This window comes from Isoptericola sp. NPDC056573 (genome assembly GCF_042793335.1).
Taxonomy (GTDB): Bacteria; Actinomycetota; Actinomycetes; order Actinomycetales; family Cellulomonadaceae; genus Isoptericola.
This window is the reverse complement of the sequence record NZ_JBHTUY010000008.1, coordinates 1-16,812: the sequence shown is the minus strand read 5'-3', so window position 1 is coordinate 16,812 and position 16,812 is coordinate 1. Positions and strand designations below refer to the sequence as shown.

Genomic DNA, 16,812 nt, shown 5'->3' with positions numbered 1-16,812 from the left:
CGTGCACGGTGCGGTGCACGTGGCCCTGACAGGTCTGCGGGGTGGTGAGGTTCAGCCCTTCTTGCGCGGCGTGGTGACGTCCACCGTCATCACGCCGTTCTTGCCGTTGACGGCCTTGACCTTGATCTTCGTGCCCGTGCCGCCGACGACGACCGACCCGCCGGGGTTCGTCGCGTCGTAGTAGGCGTTCGGGTCGGTGTCGTCGAAGACGCTGTCCGCCTTGTTCGACCAGGTGCGCAGCGTCGTCAGACCCGCCGCGGTCTCCCGGTGCAGGGTGAACGCGTCGGACTTGCCGAGGCCGAACGTCGCGTCGAACGCCTGGATGCGGTTGCGGGCGACCGTGCCGTCCGACCACCGCAGCGCCTGCGCGTTCGCGTCGACCGGCAGGGCCTGCCCGCCGCCCGGGTGCTGCGACGTGTTGTTGTCGCCGTAGAAGCTGTTCGCGTACCAGACCAGCAGGCCGTCCTGGTACGGGTAGTGCTCCACGGTGTTCGGCTTCGACGAGGTCCAGCCGAAGTTGTACGGCCCGGTCTTCAGGGTCGAGTCGTAGCCGGCGTACTGCCGGTTCTCCGCCACGTAGTAGTGCGAGTACTCGACCTCGTAGGTGCCGTCCGCGCCGATGACGTGGAAGCCGTCGTTCGTCCAGTCCGCGAACCCGTCGGCGAAGTCCTCGGTCAGCGCGTCGCCCACGGCCACGTCGTCGACCGTGAGGCCCAGCAGGTTGAGGCCGCCGTCGCTCTGGTAGCGGAAGCGGATCTGCGCGTCCTGGCCGGCGTAGTCAGCGAGGTCGGCGGTGAGGTCCACCCACTTCTTGCCCGAGTCGCCCGAGATGCCGCCGTTCGCGTCCTCGTCGGAGAGGTTGGTCGCCAGCGGGGTCCAGCTGGAGCCGCCGTCGGTCGAGACCTCCGCGAACGCGTGGTCGTAGCCCGGTTCGATGGCGTACTGCACCTTGGCGGTGAGGGACGCCCCGTCGGGCACGGTGAACGACGGCGACGTGAGCGTGTAGTTCGCGTTGCTGCCGGTGCCGGAGTAGGCGAACTGCCCGTCGTACGGGTCGACGCCGAGGTCGACGTCCTTGACGCCGTCCGGCAGGTTCACCACGACCGCCTGCGGCTTCGTCGTCGCGTGGTACGACGGGCCGAGCTTGACGGTGGCGCGCTCGCCCTGGTCGACGGTGGCGTAGTCGAGCCAGCCGAGGAACATCTTCTCCGTGGCGCCCATGTGGTTCGGCGTGGTGCCGATGGTGCCGTCGCCGTGGCCCAGCCAGGAGCCCGAGCTCATGAGGTTCCAGAAGCCGGTGCCGTTCTCGCCGCCCTCGGTGTCGTAGTAGTCGGGCAGACCGAGGTCGTGGCCGAACTCGTGCGCGAAGACGCCGAGCCCGCCGTTCTCCGGCTCCGTCGTGTAGTCACGGATCCAGATGTCGGAGTCGCCGATCTTGATGCCGCCGACCTTCGGGAACCCGGCCGGGCCGTTGGTGCCCAGCGGGTTGACCGCCCACCGGTGCGACCAGATGGCCGACTCCGGGGCGCCGGCCTCCTCGCCCTCGCCCGCGTGGATGGCCTGGAAGTGGTCGATGTAGCCGTCCGGCTCGTCGAAGATCCCGTCGCCGTCGATGTCGTAGCGGTCCCAGACGTCGAACGACTGCAGGTACTCGTCGATCTCCTCGGCCGTCTTGCCCTGCGCGACCTGGTCCGCGTACCAGGCGTCGGCCGAGTCCTGCACGAACCGCGTCATGTCCGTGTTCGACTCGGTCTGCCCGTACGACGCCGAGTTGTACGGCACGGTCACCCAGTCGGACACGTCGCCCTGCAGGTCGAACCGGCCCGACGACATCTCGTCGTAGACGCCGGCGAACGACTCGCCGTTCTGGTCCTCCAGCCCGGTGAAGAACATCTCCTTGTAGTGCTCCTGGGAGAAGTTCTCCTCCCAGTAGGTGGAGTTGTCGCTGCGCGTGGGCTCCGGGATCTCGTTGTGCTCCGGCCCGGTCTGCGGGGCGTCGGGGAAGCGCGGGTCGGCCTGGCCGCCGAAGTCGACCAGGAACGTGAGCAGCTGCGCCGTCTGCTCGGTCTCGTACTCGACCCACTGGTTCTTGCCGACCTTCACCGACTTCGACGTGTGGGCGCCCTTGCCCAGCGTCTGCACGGTGGCGTCACCCATGGCGACGCGGTCGACGGCCTCCTGCTTGAGCGCGGTGCGCTTCTCCGCCAGCGGGTCGGGACGGTCGTCCTCCTTGACGTGCGCCGCGGGGTCGGACGGTGGGGCGTCGGGCGCGGGCGCCGAGGACGCCGACGCCGCGATGCCGGGAACGAGGACGGCGGCGGTCAGCAGGGCTCCCGCTGCGCCGAACGCGCTCGTGGTGCGTGCTCTCACGGTTTTTCCTCCAGGGGTGTCGGAGCGACCCGGCCGTGGGGGCCGGGCACCGTCGTGCGGGGGCGCGTCGGTGCGCCCGAGCAAACTGTGGCGGGGCACACATAACCACTTCCACGTTTCACCCGCGAGACGAACGGGGGCACGTGTCGCGGACCGGGACGGACGTGCTCAGCCCGCGGCGTCGTACGCCTCGCGCACCCAGGCGGCGACCTCGTCGTCCAGCTCGGCCGCGTCGTGGACCTCGACGTGGTGCGTCCACGCCCTCGACGTCGGGTGCACCACCTGCGTCACGCGCGGGGAGCGGTCCTCGCGCGGGAGGACGAACGTGACGACGGCGGGCGCGTCGACGTGGTCGCGGACCCCCACCCACGGCGGCCAGACGAACGCGAACCCGCGCCGGCGGCGGAACGCGACCTGCGTCCTCGTGGTGCGCGTCGTGACGTCGTCGCCCGTCACGTCCGCGACGAGGTCCGCGAACGCCCGACAGATCGCCAGGCCCGCGGGGGAGTGCGCGAACAGCTCCTCGGGGGTGGACGGGGTGGCGGGGGTCGGCACGGGCGCCTTCCTCTCGGGGCGGGCGGACGGTCAGCGCACGAAGTACGGGGCCCCGGAGCCGGCGGCGAGCCAGCCGAGGGCGTGTCCCAGCCGCTCCGCGGACGACGGTGCGAGGTCCGCCGGGACGTCGTCGGGCGCGAACCACGCGACGTCGGTGGACTCGTCGTCGGCGACGTGGGCCCGCGCGGCGGCGGCAGGGCTCGCCGCCCGGCACAGGAAGCACAGGTCGAGGTACTGCGACCGGTCGCCGTTCGGGTACTCGACCGGCGGGGTGACGGTGACCGCCACGAGCGCGTCGACGACGACGTCGACGCCCGTCTCCTCGAGCACCTCGCGGGCCAGGCCGACGGCCGGGTCCTCGCCCGGCTCGAGGATCCCGGACACCACCGCCCACAGGCCGTTGTCGGCGCGGCGGCCGAGCAGCAGCCGGCCGTCGTCGTCGAGCACGACGGCGGACACCCCCGGCAGCCACAGCAGGTCGTGGCCGACGTGGGAGCGCAGGGCGGAGACGAAGTCGGGCACCGGCATGCGTCGACACTACGAGGGTCCGCCCGGTGTCGCCGGACCGGGCTGGAGGACCGGGCTGCCGGACCGGGCTGCCGGACCGGGCTGCCGGACCGGATGGTGGACGCGAGTGGACGGAGGCGGGGACGGCGACGTACCGTCCTCGTCGTGGACACCCGTTGGTATTGGCGCTTTACGCCGGCTCCGGTAGGAGCTCGGCGGGCTGACGCCTGACCGACGACTACTCCGGAGCCAGCACAGGGCCTGGGACGCATCGTGCGTCCGGGGCCCTTCGTCGTCAGACGGGCCGCTCCGGTCGGGCATGGACCACGGATCGAGCAGTCGCCGCGACGACGACGCCGAGCCTCCACCCCCCGACCGCCCTGCCGCCGACACCCTCCAGGAGCCCCGCGATGAGCACCGCCACCAGCGCCACCCCCGCAGCCACCGACCGCACCGCGCCGTCCGAACCCGCCCGGCCGCATACTGACCTGATGGCAGAGACCTCCGACCTGCGGGTCCGCGCGCTCGACCCGCTGCCCGCGCCCGGCGTCATGCGGGCGGAGCTGCCGCTCGGCACCCCGCGCAGCGACCTCGTGACGACGTCCCGCCGCGAGGTGCGCGACGTCCTGCGCGGCGAGGACGACCGGCTCCTCGTCATCGTCGGCCCGTGCTCCGTGCACGACCCGGCGGCCGCCCTCGACTACGCCCGCCGCCTGGCGCCGGTGGCGCGTGAGCTGTCCGACGACCTGGTCGTCGTGATGCGGGTGTACTTCGAGAAGCCGCGCACCACGGTCGGCTGGAAGGGCCTCATCAACGACCCGCACCTGGACGGCTCCCACGACGTGCACCACGGCTTGCGCCTGGCGCGCGAGGTGCTGCTGGGCGTGCTCGACGCAGGCGTGCCCGCCGCGTGCGAGTTCCTGGAGCCCACCAGCCCGCAGTACATCGCCGACGCCGTGACCTGGGGCGCGATCGGCGCGCGCAACGCGGAGTCGCAGGTGCACCGGCAGCTGGCGTCGGGGCTGTCGATGCCGGTCGGCTTCAAGAACGCGACGGACGGCGACGTGCAGATCGCCGTCGACGGCTGCATCACGGCGGCGAGCGAGCACACCTTCTTCGGGGCGGACGCCGAGGGGCGGGCGGCCGCCGTCGAGACGACCGGCAACCCGGACTGCCACGTCATCCTGCGCGGCGGGCGCGGCGGCCCGAACTACTCGGAGAAGGACGTGGCGGACGCGCTGGCGGTGGCGCGCACGTCCGGCCTCGGCGGGGCGGTGGAGGCGGGCGTCGTGGTGGACGCGTCGCACGGCAACTCGGGCAAGGACCACGTGCGGCAGGCCGAGGTCGTGCGCGAGCTCGCGGCGCGCGTCGCCGACGGCGAGCGGGACGTCACCGGCCTCATGATGGAGAGCTTCCTCGTGGCGGGCGCGCAGAAGCCGGGGCCGCTCGACGGGCTCGTCTACGGCCAGTCCGTCACCGACTCCTGCCTCGACTGGGACACCACGGCGGACCTGCTGGGAACGCTGGCCGCCGCCGTCCGCGCGCGCCGCGAGGCCTGATCGGGCCGTCGTGCGTGCGGCGTGACGCGCGGCACACGGCACCGACCCATCCACGGGGCCGCCGGCGTCGAACCTGAGGTGTCCCGGACGGTCCGGGACCGGACACGCGGGGAGCGGATGGCGATCGATCCGGCCGGGCCGGTGCGGCAGACTGGCCAGGTGCCGCCAGCCACGACGCCTCCGAGGTCGGCCGACGCCGCCCTGGTGGCGTGCGTCGGCGCGGACCCGGCCACGTTCGGTCCGGTCTACGACGCGCTCGCCCCCGTCGCGCACGGGACGGCGCTCGGCGTGCTGCGCGACCCCGACCACGCCGCCGAGGTGACCCAGGAGGTGATGGTGGAGGTGTGGCAGACCGCAGCCAGGTTCGACCCGGCGCGCGCCTCCGCGCGCACCTGGGTCGCGACGCTCGCCCGGCGGCGCGCCGTCGACCGGGTGCGCGCCGAGCAGGCGCGACGCGACCGCGACCAGCGGGACGTCGACGCGTCCGTCGCCGGCGCCCCCCGCGACGTCGTGATCGAGGACGTCGAGCGACGGCTCGAGGGGGCGGCCGTGCGCCGCTGCCTCGACTCGCTGACCGCGACCCAGCGGGAGGCGGTCGTCGAGGCCTATTACGGGGGCCGCACGTACCGGGAGGTCGCGGAGCGGCTCGGCGCCGCGCTGCCCACCGTCAAGAGCCGGATCCGCGACGGCCTCGGCCGCCTGCGCGACTGCCTGGGGGTGGCCCGTGGCTGACGACGACGCCACGCGCGACGCCTGGGACCTGCTCCCCGCGTACGCCCTCGACGCCGTGGACGACCTCGAGCGCCGCGCCGTCGAGCGGCTGCTGGAGTCCGACCCCGACGCGCGGCGTGCCCTCGACGAGTACCAGGACGTCGTCGCCGCGTTCGCGGTGGAGCACGAGCCGCCCGCGCACGTGCGCGACGCCGTGCTCGCCCGGGTGGCCGGCATGCCGCAGGCCGCGGCACGTGGCGCGGCCCCCGGCGCGCCGGCGACGCCCGCCGTCCGGCCGCGCCGCCGCTGGGGCCTGGTCGCCGCCGCGGCGGCCGCGGTGGTCGCGGTCGCCGTGCCGACCACGATCGCCGTCCAGGAGCACCGCGAGGCTGTCCGGCTGGAGGCGCAGGCCGACCGGGTCGCGCAGATGCTCGCCGACCCGGAGGCGCGCCTCGTCACGGCGCCCGTGGAGGGCGGCGGCGAGGCCACCGCCCTGGTCTCGGGCGGCGACGTCCTGGTCTCCGCCGAGGGCATGCCCGCCCCGGGCGAAGGTCACGACTGGCAGCTGTGGATCGTCGCCGACGACACGCCCGTGTCCGCGGGCCTGATGCCGACGGCCTCCGGCGGCGTGTCGCGCGCGCTCGTCGAGGGCGGCGCCGGGCACGTGGTCGCCGTGACGCTGGAGCCGGCGGGCGGCTCGGCGCAGCCGACCACCGACCCCGTGCTGGCGATCGAGTCCTGACCCGCGGACACCGGTCCGCACGAGGTCCCCGCACGTCTGTCTCCGCACCCCGTTCCATGCACGCCGAAGGGCCGCCGCACCCCCTGCGTGCGGCGGCCCTGCGAGCCTCGTGACGGACGACCGGTGTCCCCGGCGCGGCGTCACATCGGCGGCATCAGCACCGAGTCGACGAGGTAGACGGTGGCGTTCTGCGTCATGACGCCCCCGCAGACGACGTTGGCGTCGTTGACCTTGAGCTCGTCGCCGGAGCCGGTGACCTCGAGGGTGTCGCCCTGGACGGTCTCGTGCTCCCCGACGATGTCCTCGGGCAGGATCTGGCCGGGCACCACGTGGTAGGTGAGCACCGTGGTCAGGAGGTCGGCGTCGGTGGAGAGGGTGTCGAGGGTCTCCTGGTCCACCTTCCCGAACGCGTCGTCGACCGGCGCGAACACGGTGAACTCGCCGCCGTTGAGCGTGTCGACCAGGTCGACGTCGGGGTTGAGCTCGCCGCTGACGGCCTGCGTGAGGGTCTTCAGCATCGGGTTGTTGGACGCGGCCACGGCGACCGGGTCGGTCGACATGCCCGTGATGGAGCCGGCGCCGTCGGGCACCTGCTCGGCGTAGGCGTCGCAGCCCGGGCCGACGAGGTTCGCCGCCGGGTCGGCGGACATGTCGTCGCTCATGGCCTCCGACGGCTCCTCGGAGGCCATCGGCGACTCCTCCGTCATCGTCTCCTCGGAGCCGGACCCGGCGTCGGCGCCGGAGTCGGACGAACAGGCCGCGAGCCCGAGCAGGGCCAGGGTGGCGAAGCCGGCGGCGGCGGCGGTGCGGGTACGAGTGCGGACGTTCATCGTTCTCTCTCCTTGCGTCGTCGCCCCTCCGGTCCCGGGGCGCTCGTCCGGGGGTTCGGAGTGGGCGGCGCACCGGATGGGTGTCGTCGGCGATCCCATCCGCCGGCCCCTCGGTTCCGAACGACGGGCATGGAGACCCTGGTCCTGATCGGCCTGCTCGGTGGCCTCATCACCGGCATCTCGCCGTGCATCCTGCCCATGCTCCCGGTGATCTTCTTCGCCGGCGGGGTGCAGGGCGCCCGCGAGCCGGCGCTGCGCTTCGACGTGCCGACGGCGGTGCACGCGGGCGCGGGCGGGCAGGTCGAGACCGGCGTCGCGACGGCGGGCGAGGGAGCCCCCGCCGTCGGACTGGCGGACCGGCCCGCCCGGCGCCGTGCGCGGTCGTGGCGGCCCTACCTCGTGATCGCCGGGCTGGTGCTGAGCTTCAGCACGATGACGCTGCTGGGCTCGCTGGTCCTCGGCGCGCTCGGGCTGCCGCAGGACCTGCTGCGCTGGGTGGGCATCGTGCTGCTCGCGGCCCTCGGGGTGGGGATGATTGTGCCGCGGTTCGAGGAGGTGCTGGAGCGGCCCTTCCTGCGGCTCGCGTCGCTCGGGTCGCGCCGCGCGGCCGGACAGGACCGGGGCGCGTTCGTGCTCGGCCTCGGGCTGGGGGTGCTCTACGTGCCGTGTGCGGGCCCGGTCCTCGCGGCGATCACGGTCGCGGGCGCGACGGGAGACATCGGGCCGGGGACGGTGGCCCTCACGGTGTCGTTCGCCGTCGGCGCGGCGGTGCCGCTGCTGGTCTTCGCGCTCGCCGGACGGCGCGTCGCCGAACGGGTCTCGGCGTTCCGGCGACACCAGCGCGGCATCCGGGTCACGGGCGGCGTCGTCGTCCTCCTGCTCGCGGGGGCGCTCGCGCTGAACCTGCCCCAGCAGCTGCAGCGCGCGCTGCCGGACTACACCGGGGCGCTGCAGCAGCAGGTGGACGAGAACGCCTCCGTGCAGGACGCGCTCGACCTGGGCGGGATCGTCACGGACGCCAACCGCGAGCTCTCGAAGTGCTCCAACGGGTCGGCGGAGCTGGCCGACTGCGGCACCGCGCCGCCGCTCACCGGCATCACCCGGTGGCTCAACACCCCGGACGGTGCGGCGCTGGACCTGGCCGACCTGCGCGGCAAGGTGGTGCTGATCGACTTCTGGACGTACTCCTGCATCAACTGCCAGCGGGCCATCCCGCACGTGAGCGCCTGGTACGACGCCTACCGGGACGCCGGCCTCGAGGTGATCGGCGTGCACACGCCGGAGTTCGCCTTCGAGCGCGAGACGCGCAACGTCGTCGCCGGCGCCCGCGACCTCGGCGTCGAGTACCCGATCGCGCAGGACAACTCGTACTCGACCTGGACGACGTACCGGAACCGCTACTGGCCCGCCGAGTACCTGATCGACGCCGAGGGGACTGTCCGGTACATCAAGCACGGCGAGGGCGACTACGGCGTCACCGAGCAGCACGTCCGCGACCTGCTGCGCGCCGCCGACCCGGACGTCGAGCTGCCGCCCGCCACCGACGTCGCGGACACGACGCCCGGCGAGGAGACGACGCCGGAGACGTACCTCGCCCTCAACAAGGTGTTCAACTACTCCGGCGGCCCGGAGTACGGCTCGGGGAAGCAGGACTACGAGCACCCGGACGAGCAGCCGACGGACACGTTCTCCCTCGGCGGCACGTGGGAGGTCGACTTCCAGGGCGCGACGGCGGCCTCCGACGACGCCACCCTCCGCCTCGCCTACCGCTCGACCGACGTGTTCGCGGTCCTGGGCGGCGAGGGGACGGTCACCGCCCGCGTGCTCGCCGACGACGGCAGCGTGCGCGCCGAGCGCGAGATCGACGTGGCCGGCAACCCCACCCTGTACGACGTGCTGCGCGGCGACGGGCAGACCGACGGGATCGTGGAGCTCGACGTGCCCGACGGCATCGCGGTCTACACGTTCACGTTCGGCTGAGGGCCGCGCCGGGGTTGGTGCGAGCGGGTGAAAAACAGGTCCTGCGGTTCGCTGGGGCGACAGGATCCGCTACCTTTCGGTCGGACTTGTCCGAGATGCGACGGTCCGGGCGACCTGCGCTGGTCGCGTCGAGGACGACGAACGGTGGTCAACGGTGGTTCGACGACGTCAGCTCCTGGCAACGCTCGCCCTTGCTGGACTCGTGCTGACGGGAGGCGCCACGACGGCGACGGCCTCACCCGGTGCCGCACCACAGCTCGAGACGACGGAGGTACCGAGCGGGCAGGTGGTCCTCGAGTCCGGCCCGCTCGCATGGACGGCGCTGCGCAGCGGCGCCCCGACCAGCACGGCGGGCTTCGGGTTCGACGGCGACCGTGTCGTCGGGCAGTGCGTCGGCGAGGGCGGGCGGGGCTGCCCTGCGCGCGGGGTGCAGCGCGTGGCCTACGACTTCGGGGACCTCGGCGACCCGGCCGCGCTGGCCGACGGTGTGCTGGTCGCCGCGACGCTGTCGCTCCCGGTGGGCCGTGACCAGGCGTGCGGGATCGACGACGTCCGGGTGCACGCGGTGCCGGCCGTGACCGTGGCGACGACGTGGTCCGCTTCGACGCCCGGGTGGAGGTCCACAGGCGCGGACCTCTCAGGCGCGGGCTGCGGCGGCGACCGGCGCGTCGACGTCGACGTCACCCGGGCCGTGGGACAGGCCGTGCGCTCCGGCGGCCCGCTGGCGTTCGGCCTCGCCGCGGCGGACGAGGACTGCCGGGGCTGCGGTCGGGCAGCCTTCGGCCCCGACGCGACCCTGACCGTCGAGCTGCGGGCGACGGACACCGTCGTCGCGCTGGGCACAGTCCGGCCGGAGACGTCGTGCGCGGCGGGCGACGACCGCCCGGCGGTCCGCTCGACGACGCCGACCCTGGTGGCCGAGCTCTCCAACGCGCGCGAGCCGTTCCCGTCCTCGATGAGCGCCGAGTTCGCCGTGCGCGACCTCGCGACGGGCGACGAGCTGTGGCGGTCGGTCCCGACCACGCCGCGGGTGTCGGGGGTGACCCACTCCGTCAAGGTCCCGGACGGTGTCCTCGCCGAGGGCGGGACGTACGGGTGGACGGCGCAGGCGGTGCTGCCGAGCGGCGACGTCACGGAGCCGGTCGGCTGCGAGCTGACGGTGGACGTGACGGCACCCGGCGAGACCGTCGTCACCCCGGTCGAGGGGTACCCCGCCGTCTACCTCGAGGACGGGACCGCGGGCGGGGTCGGGATGACCGGCGGGTTCCGGTTCGACGTGCCGGGCTCCGACGACGTGGCCTACGTGCAGTACTCGACCGTGGGTGACGCCCTGTTCGACCGCGCGCAGCCGGGGGAGGTCGTCGAGCTCACGCCGAGCTATGCCGGCCCGACCGTCCTGTACGCCCAGGCGGTGGATGCCGCGGGGAACGTGGGCCCGCGGCGGGAGTACCGGTTCGTGGTCGCCTACCCCGTGGCCCGCGGTGCGACCTGGTGGTTCGACGAGCTCGCGGGGACGACGGCGGGCAGCACCCTCGGCGGTGGCAACGCGCTCAACCTGTCCGGCACGGACCTGTGGTCGCCCGGTCCCTGGGGCGTCCCGGGCGACGGCGCGCTGACCTTCGACGCCGACTCCGACGTGGCGGCGACCGACGGCGCTGTCGTCGACGCGGCGGGCAACGTCACCGTGGCGGCGTTCGTGCGGCCCGACGCCGACGGCGCCACCGCGTCCGTCGTCACACAGGGGGAGGACGGACGGCCGGGCTTCACGCTCGGCACCGTCGCCGACGACTCCTGCACGTCGGCGACCGGCACCTGCTGGGCGTTCTCGGTCGCCACCGGTGACGGCGGAACGTCGACGACAGCGGTGTCCGGTGTCGCCCCCGAGCCCGGCAGCTGGGTCTTCCTCGCGGGGATGCGGAACGCCGCGACGGGCGCCGTCGACCTGTGGACCTGCTCCCTCACCGGGATGGGGGCGCCCGTACGGTCCGGACGGGCGCAGGCAGGGCCGCTCACGGCCGCGCCGTCCGGGCCGATCACCGTCGGCGGCGGCGCCTGGCGCGGCGCCGTGGACGGCGTCCGCGTGCTCGACTCCGTGCAGGACGAGTCGAAGATCCGGCGCTGGTGCTTCGGGGCGATGTGAGCGCACGGCGGGTCCGGCGTTCGACCGTTGCGGCCGTCGGAGCGGCGGTGCTGGCGGCCGCGGCCATCGGCGGGTGGTGGGGGCTGTCGGCGAGCGCCGACGTCGAGCTCGGGTCGATGTATTCGTCGGGCGCCGGCTACAGGGACGAGTGCACGTACCCGGATGAGGGCTTCTGGGCGCTCTTCGCCGCGGACCAGGACGTCGCCGTCGTGCAGACCGTCCGCAACGACGCCCGCTGGCCGATCACCGTGACGAGCCTGCTGCCCGACGTCTTCCGGTTCGGCGCGGTCGCCGCCGACCCGCGGGACGACTTCGCGTTCGACCCGTCGGACGGCCCGCCGCCCGGCACGACCGAGACGGTCGAGATCCCGCCCGCCCGTGAGGTGGCGATGTGGGTCGTGGGTCCCTGGGGGCGGCTGGACGCGGACGCGAATCGTGGCGGCCCGGCGGGCATGCGCACGGGGATCGAGCACGCGCCGGTCCGCGTCCGTTCGCTCGGGATCGCGCGGGAGACGGATGTCCAGCTCGAGAAGATGCTGTGGATCAGCGACCTCGACCTCGACTCGGGACAGTTCCAGCACGAGATCACGGAGCTGTGCGTTCGCACCGGTCGAGGTGCGTGACGCCTCACGACCAGCCTTCAGCCCCCTGCGCCCACGGGCCGACGCGCACCTCGGCGCCGTCGAGCACGTCGAGCTCGGCGGTCGGGACCAGCGGGACCGGATCTCCGTCCGGGACGGCGACGACGTCCACCGTCGTGGTGACGTCCGGGTCGCTCGCCGTCGACATGGCCCGCCACTGCACGGTGGCCAGCGCGCGCTCGCCCGCCGGCACGACGACGCGGCCCGCGACGACTCCGGGCGCGGACGGCTCGGTCGTGACGTCGTCCTGCGGCTCGCCGTCGGCGTCCCGGAAGGTCAGCCGCGGCACGCCGTCGAGGGCGCACGGCCGCCCGGACACGTTCTCGGCGAGCACGGCGAGATACCGGCCGCCGGCCGCGGCGTCCGGCGTACCGAGGGTGAGGCGGAGGTCGTCGCCCGCGCAGGCCGGGGCGTCGTCGTCGGCCGGCCACGCCCCGACGCCCGCGGGCAGCGGCACGGTGTGCTCCTCGGGCGTCGGGGGCGGCGCGGCCGCGACCCAGCCGTCGACGCGCGCGGCGTAGCCCGGCTCGGTGAGCGTGTACGCGAGGTGGCGGCCCCCGGCGTCGCGGGCGGGGTCGTCGAGCCAGCGCGCGACGCCGCCCGCCTCGGGGGACGACGTCGGCCCGGCGAGGCCGACCTGGAGCGTCAGCGCGGTGTCGTCCGCCGCCGTCGTGCCCGGGGGGAACCCCGCGTGCACGACGACCGACGCCACGCCTGGCCGCCCGGCCGCGTCGACGGCCAGCCGCGCGGCCGCCACCACGGGGACGCGCCCGGAGGCGTCGTACCGCACGGCGTCGTCGGCGGTGCCGAGCGACGCGGCGATCTTGTGCTCCGCGGCCTCCTCCGCCAGCCGCACGAGTCCCTCTCCGTCGGCCGCCTCCGCGCTGACGCCGCTCACCGTCGTCGCGCCCGCACGGCGGAGGACGACGGCGTCAGCGACGGAGGACGCGTCGCCGTCCTCGGTCACCCACGCGGTCAGCGGGTAGACCTCGACGCCGTGCGCGGTCCGCGGGTCGCCGGTGTGCACCGCCGTGGTGCGGGACAGCGTGCGCACCCCGTCGACCCGCGTCGCCGCGAGCAGACCGTCCGCCCGCGCGGCGGCCGCGCTCGCGGCCTCGGGGGAGAGTCCGTCGTCCAGCACGACGTCGACCGTCGCGAGGGCGACGTCGCCGTCCTTCGCGTCGCGGAAGGCCACCTCGTAGCCGGTGACCTCAGCGGAGACGACGCCGGGGAGGTCGGCTACCCGGCTGGCGGCCGCGCGCAGCTCGTCCGGCACGGGGTCCCAGGGGCGCCAGACGACGACGAGAGCCGCGAGCGCGGCGGCCACGATCAGGGCGCTCACCAGCACGAAGATGCGTCGTCGGGTCACGACGGGAGCGTGCCAGACCCGCGGGACGGGTGAGCGGCGGACCTGGGCGTGCCCTGTGCAGATGCTGCGCCCGTCCGGATGAGAACCCCCTCATGGTCGCCTCATCCGTGACTCAGGCAACCTCCGCAGGGTGACCAGGGTGCGACAGATATCAGCGGTCGAACCCGAGCTCCCGGCGCGACGCCGGGTCGCGTTCTACTCCCACGACACGCAGGGCCTCGGCCACGTGCGGCGCACGTCGCTGCTGGCGCGCGCGGTGGTGGACGCCGACCCGGACGTCGACGTCCTCCTCCTGTCCGGCGCGCGGGAGGCGACGAGCCTGCCGCTGCCGGAGCGCACGGAGGTCGTGACGCTGCCCCGCGTCGGCAAGGACCCGGACCGGGGCTACGGCCCACGCGCCTGGGGCGGCACGCTGGACGACGTCGTCCGTGTCCGGGCGGGCGTGCTCGACGGCGCGCTCGCCGCGTTCCGCCCCGACGTGCTCGTGGTGGACAAGGTGCCGCTCGGCGTCGGCGGTGAGCTGCTGCCCGCGCTGCGGCGGCTGCGCGGCGAGGGCGGGACCGCGTGCGTGCTCGGGCTGCGCGACGTGCTCGACACCCCCGAGGTCGCCGTCCGCGAGTGGCACGAGCAGCGCAGCACGTCCGTCGTCGAGCGGTTCTTCGACGAGGTGTGGGTGTACGGCGACGCGCACGTCTACGACCCGCTCGCCGAGTACGCGCTACCCGACCACATCGCCGCCCGCACGGTGTTCACCGGATACCTCGGTCGCGGTCGCGCGTCCACGACCCTCACCGGATACCTCGGTCGCGGTCGCGCGTCCATGACCCTCAACGAGCCGGTGCGCGAGGGCGCGCCCTACGTCCTCTGCCTGGTCGGCGGCGGGCAGGACGGCGCGTCCCTCGCGGAGGCGTTCGCCGCCGCGCCGCTGCCCGCGGGCCACCGGGGAGTGCTCGTCACCGGGCCGTACCTGCCGGAGGCCGCCCGCGACCGGCTGGACGCCGCCGCCTCCGGCCGCGACGACCTCGAGGTGCACGCGTTCGTCCGCGACGTCGTCCCCCTCGTCGAGGGCGCCGCCGCCGTCGTGACCATGGGCGGCTACAACTCGGTGTGCGAGCTGCTCGCGTCCGGCCGCCCCGGCCTGGTCGTGCCGCGCACGCACCCCCGCGCCGAGCAGCTCGTGCGGGCCTGCCGGCTCGCCGACCTCGGGCTGCTCGACGTCCTCGTCGGCGCGATCACCCCCGAGCGGGTCGGCGCCTGGCTCGCCCGCACCGCCGCCGACGACGCGCCCCGGCGGCCCGAGGTCGACGTCGACCTCGACGGGCTGGCGCGCGTCCCTGAGCTCGTGGTCGGGCTCGCCGACCGCCTCGCGACCCCCGCCCGCGCGGGGGCCGCCACCCCGCACCCGCAGGACCAGCAGGAGGAGGAGCACCGTGCCACGGCCTGAGACCACCCCCAGGACTCCCTCGACGACGGCATCGACCCCGCGCGTCGGCTACGTGACCAAGATGTACCCGCGCTTCTCGGAGACGTTCGTCGTCAACGAGGTGCGGGGCCTGGAGCGCCGGGGCGTGGAGATCGAGATCTTCTCCCTGCGCGCGCCCGTCGACACGCGGTTCCACGCGGCGCTCGCGGCCGTCGCCGCGCCGGTGCGCTTCGTGCCGCGCGCGGCCCGCGCGGCGGACGCCTGGTCGGCGCTCGCCCGGGCCCACGACCGGCTCGACCTCCGCGGCCTGCCGGCCGCCACCCTCGCCGACCTGCTCGCCGCGGACCCGGAGGACGCCGTCCAGGCGCTGTGGGTGGCGACGGCCGCGCACGACGCCGGGCTCACCCACCTGCACGCGCACTTCGGGTCGGTCGCGACGACGGTCGCGCGGCTCGCCGCCGCCGTCCTGGGGATCGGGTACACGTTCACCGCGCACGCGAAGGACATCTTCCACGAGTCGGTGGACCCCGCCGACCTGCGGACGAAGCTCGCCGACGCGCGCGCCGTCGTCACCGTGAGCGACCACAACCTCGCCCACCTGCGCGACACCTACGGGCCGGCGGCAGGCGGCGTCGTGCGCGTGTACAACGGGCTCGACCTCGACGAGTACGCCCGCGCGACGGCGCCGCGGCGGCCCGGGCGGGTGTGCGCCGTCGGCCGTCTCGTGGAGAAGAAGGGCTTCGGCGACCTCCTCGACGCCCTCGCCCTCCTCGTGGCGGACAACCGTGACGTGCACCTCGACCTCGTCGGGTCCGGCCCGCAGGAGGCCGAACTGCGCGACCGTGCCGCCGCGCTGGGCCTGCTGCGGGACGGCGCGGAGCACGTGACGTTCCACGGCCCGCTGCCGCAGGACCTGGTGCGCGACGTCGTCGCGCGTGCCGCCGTCTTCGCCGCGCCGTGCGTGCTCGGCGCAGACGGCAACCGCGACGGCCTGCCCACCGTGCTGCTGGAGGCGATGGCCCTCGGCACCCCCGTCGTCTCGACGCCGGTCACCGGCATCCCCGAGGCGGTGCACGACGGCGCGACCGGCCGGCTCGTGCCGCCCGGCGACGCCCCCGCGCTCGCCGCGGCGCTCGGCGCCCTGCTCGACGACCCCGGCGAGGCGCAGCGGCTCGCCGACGGCGCGCGGGCGCTGATCGAGGCCGAGTTCGACGTCGTCGGCACGTCCCGCCGCCTGCTGGACGTGCTGGAGAGCGCGGCGGCCACCGTCGCGGAGGGGAGGGCGGCATGAGGGTCGCGTACGTGAGCTCCGACCCAGGGGTGCCGGTGTTCGGCCGCAAGGGGTCGTCCGTGCACGTCCAGGCCGTGCTGCGCGAGCTGGTGCGCGCCGGCGCCGAGGTGCACGTCGTGACGACGCGCCCCGGCGGGGACGTCCCCACCGACCTGTCGGACGTCGTCGTGCACGAGGTCCCGGTGGCGCCGACCCGGTCGACGGCGGAGCGCGAGATCGCGCTGCGAGAGGCGGACGCACTCGTCCGCGAGGTGCTCAGCGACGTCGCGGGCGAGGGGGCGCTCGACCTGGTCTATGAGCGCTACTCCCTGTGGGGCACTGCCGCGACGGCGTGGGCGCGCGACATCGGCGTCCCCAGCGTGCTGGAGGTGAACGCGCCGCTCGTCGCCGAGCAGCGCACCCACCGCGAGCTCGTCGACGAGGCGGCAGCCGAGCGCTGCGCCCGCGCGGCCGTCGGTGCCGCGACGGCCGTCGTCGCCGTCAGCGGTCCCGTCGCGGCCTGGGCCGCCGACCGCGCCGGCGAGCACCCCGCCAAGGTCCACGTGCTGGCGAACGGTGTGGACACCGCCCGGATCACCCCGCGGGCCTCCACGCGGGCAGCCACGGACGGAAGCAGCCGCGCCCTGCCGCATTCTTCGCGCGGACGTATCCCTCCCGAAGTGGAGGGCGCCCTGGCGCCCGTGAACGCGTCCTG

14 protein-coding genes are annotated in these 16,812 nt (G+C 74.8%); 9 read left to right on the top strand and 5 right to left on the bottom strand.

Translation table 11 applies throughout. The features are described 5' to 3' along the window. Window positions 1-51 precede the first annotated feature (51 nt). The 3 genes from ACFQ8E_RS14575 to ACFQ8E_RS14565 form a co-directional block, all read right to left on the bottom strand. Window positions 52-2,370 (bottom strand): immune inhibitor A domain-containing protein, encoded by a 2,319-nt coding sequence (locus ACFQ8E_RS14575; protein WP_430551284.1) that lies wholly within the window; start codon window positions 2,368-2,370, stop codon window positions 52-54. Window positions 2,371-2,538: 168 nt separating this feature from the next. After that, a complete protein-coding gene (locus tag ACFQ8E_RS14570) occupies window positions 2,539-2,925 on the bottom strand; it encodes a DUF5655 domain-containing protein (RefSeq protein WP_430551283.1) in 387 nt (128 codons plus the stop codon). A gap of 30 nt (window positions 2,926-2,955) precedes the next feature. Next, the gene (locus tag ACFQ8E_RS14565) at window positions 2,956-3,453 is read right to left on the bottom strand and encodes an NUDIX domain-containing protein (RefSeq protein ID WP_430551282.1); all 498 of its coding nucleotides are present in this window, start codon (window positions 3,451-3,453) and stop codon (window positions 2,956-2,958) included. Window positions 3,454-3,923: 470 nt separating this feature from the next. On the opposite strand from ACFQ8E_RS14565, the gene ACFQ8E_RS14560 reads away from it, so the two are divergent. The 3 genes from ACFQ8E_RS14560 (at window position 3,924) to ACFQ8E_RS14550 (ending at window position 6,444) form a co-directional block, all read left to right on the top strand. Then, window positions 3,924-4,991: a 3-deoxy-7-phosphoheptulonate synthase gene (locus ACFQ8E_RS14560; RefSeq protein ID WP_430551281.1), complete on the top strand. Its 1,068-nt coding sequence runs from the start codon at window positions 3,924-3,926 to the stop codon at window positions 4,989-4,991. A gap of 159 nt (window positions 4,992-5,150) precedes the next feature. Then, window positions 5,151-5,723: a sigma-70 family RNA polymerase sigma factor gene (locus ACFQ8E_RS14555; RefSeq protein WP_430551280.1), complete on the top strand. Its 573-nt coding sequence runs from the start codon at window positions 5,151-5,153 to the stop codon at window positions 5,721-5,723. After that, a complete protein-coding gene (locus ACFQ8E_RS14550; protein ID WP_430551279.1) occupies window positions 5,716-6,444 on the top strand; it encodes an anti-sigma factor domain-containing protein in 729 nt (242 codons plus the stop codon). The genes ACFQ8E_RS14555 and ACFQ8E_RS14550 overlap by 8 nt, the downstream gene beginning before the upstream one ends. Before the next feature lie 140 nt (window positions 6,445-6,584). On the opposite strand, the gene ACFQ8E_RS14545 is transcribed toward ACFQ8E_RS14550, so the two are convergent. After that, window positions 6,585-7,274, bottom strand: coding sequence for a fasciclin domain-containing protein (locus tag ACFQ8E_RS14545; RefSeq protein ID WP_430551278.1), 690 nt, complete (start codon window positions 7,272-7,274; stop codon window positions 6,585-6,587). Between the two features lie 129 nt (window positions 7,275-7,403). On the opposite strand from ACFQ8E_RS14545, the gene ACFQ8E_RS14540 reads away from it, so the two are divergent. The 3 genes from ACFQ8E_RS14540 (at window position 7,404) to ACFQ8E_RS14530 (ending at window position 12,017) form a co-directional block, all read left to right on the top strand. Then, window positions 7,404-9,254, top strand: a complete 1,851-nt coding sequence (locus ACFQ8E_RS14540) for a cytochrome c biogenesis protein DipZ (protein ID WP_430551277.1) — start codon at window positions 7,404-7,406, stop codon at window positions 9,252-9,254. Between the two features lie 154 nt (window positions 9,255-9,408). Beyond that, window positions 9,409-11,394 (top strand): LamG-like jellyroll fold domain-containing protein, encoded by a 1,986-nt coding sequence (locus ACFQ8E_RS14535; RefSeq protein ID WP_430551276.1) that lies wholly within the window; start codon window positions 9,409-9,411, stop codon window positions 11,392-11,394. Between the two features lie 47 nt (window positions 11,395-11,441). Beyond that, a complete protein-coding gene (locus ACFQ8E_RS14530) occupies window positions 11,442-12,017 on the top strand; it encodes a hypothetical protein (RefSeq protein WP_430551275.1) in 576 nt (191 codons plus the stop codon). A 4-nt stretch (window positions 12,018-12,021) separates the two neighbouring features. Here ACFQ8E_RS14530 and ACFQ8E_RS14525 read toward each other — a convergent pair whose 3' ends face one another. Continuing rightward, a complete protein-coding gene (locus tag ACFQ8E_RS14525) occupies window positions 12,022-13,404 on the bottom strand; it encodes a DUF4232 domain-containing protein (protein ID WP_430551274.1) in 1,383 nt (460 codons plus the stop codon). Window positions 13,405-13,543: 139 nt separating this feature from the next. Between ACFQ8E_RS14525 and ACFQ8E_RS14520 the strand changes: the two genes are divergently transcribed. From ACFQ8E_RS14520 to ACFQ8E_RS14510, 3 genes are all read left to right on the top strand, one after another. Beyond that, entirely contained in the window at window positions 13,544-14,848 is a 1,305-nt protein-coding gene (locus tag ACFQ8E_RS14520; RefSeq protein WP_430551273.1) for a glycosyltransferase family protein, read from the top strand. After that, on the top strand, window positions 14,835-16,118 hold the full coding sequence (locus tag ACFQ8E_RS14515; protein WP_430551272.1) for a glycosyltransferase family 4 protein: 1,284 nt from the start codon (window positions 14,835-14,837) through the stop codon (window positions 16,116-16,118). Before ACFQ8E_RS14520 ends, ACFQ8E_RS14515 begins: the two co-directional genes overlap by 14 nt. Before the next feature lie 11 nt (window positions 16,119-16,129). Then, the coding region (locus ACFQ8E_RS14510) for a glycosyltransferase family 4 protein (protein WP_430551271.1) at window positions 16,130-16,812 on the top strand (683 nt) is incomplete at its 3' end.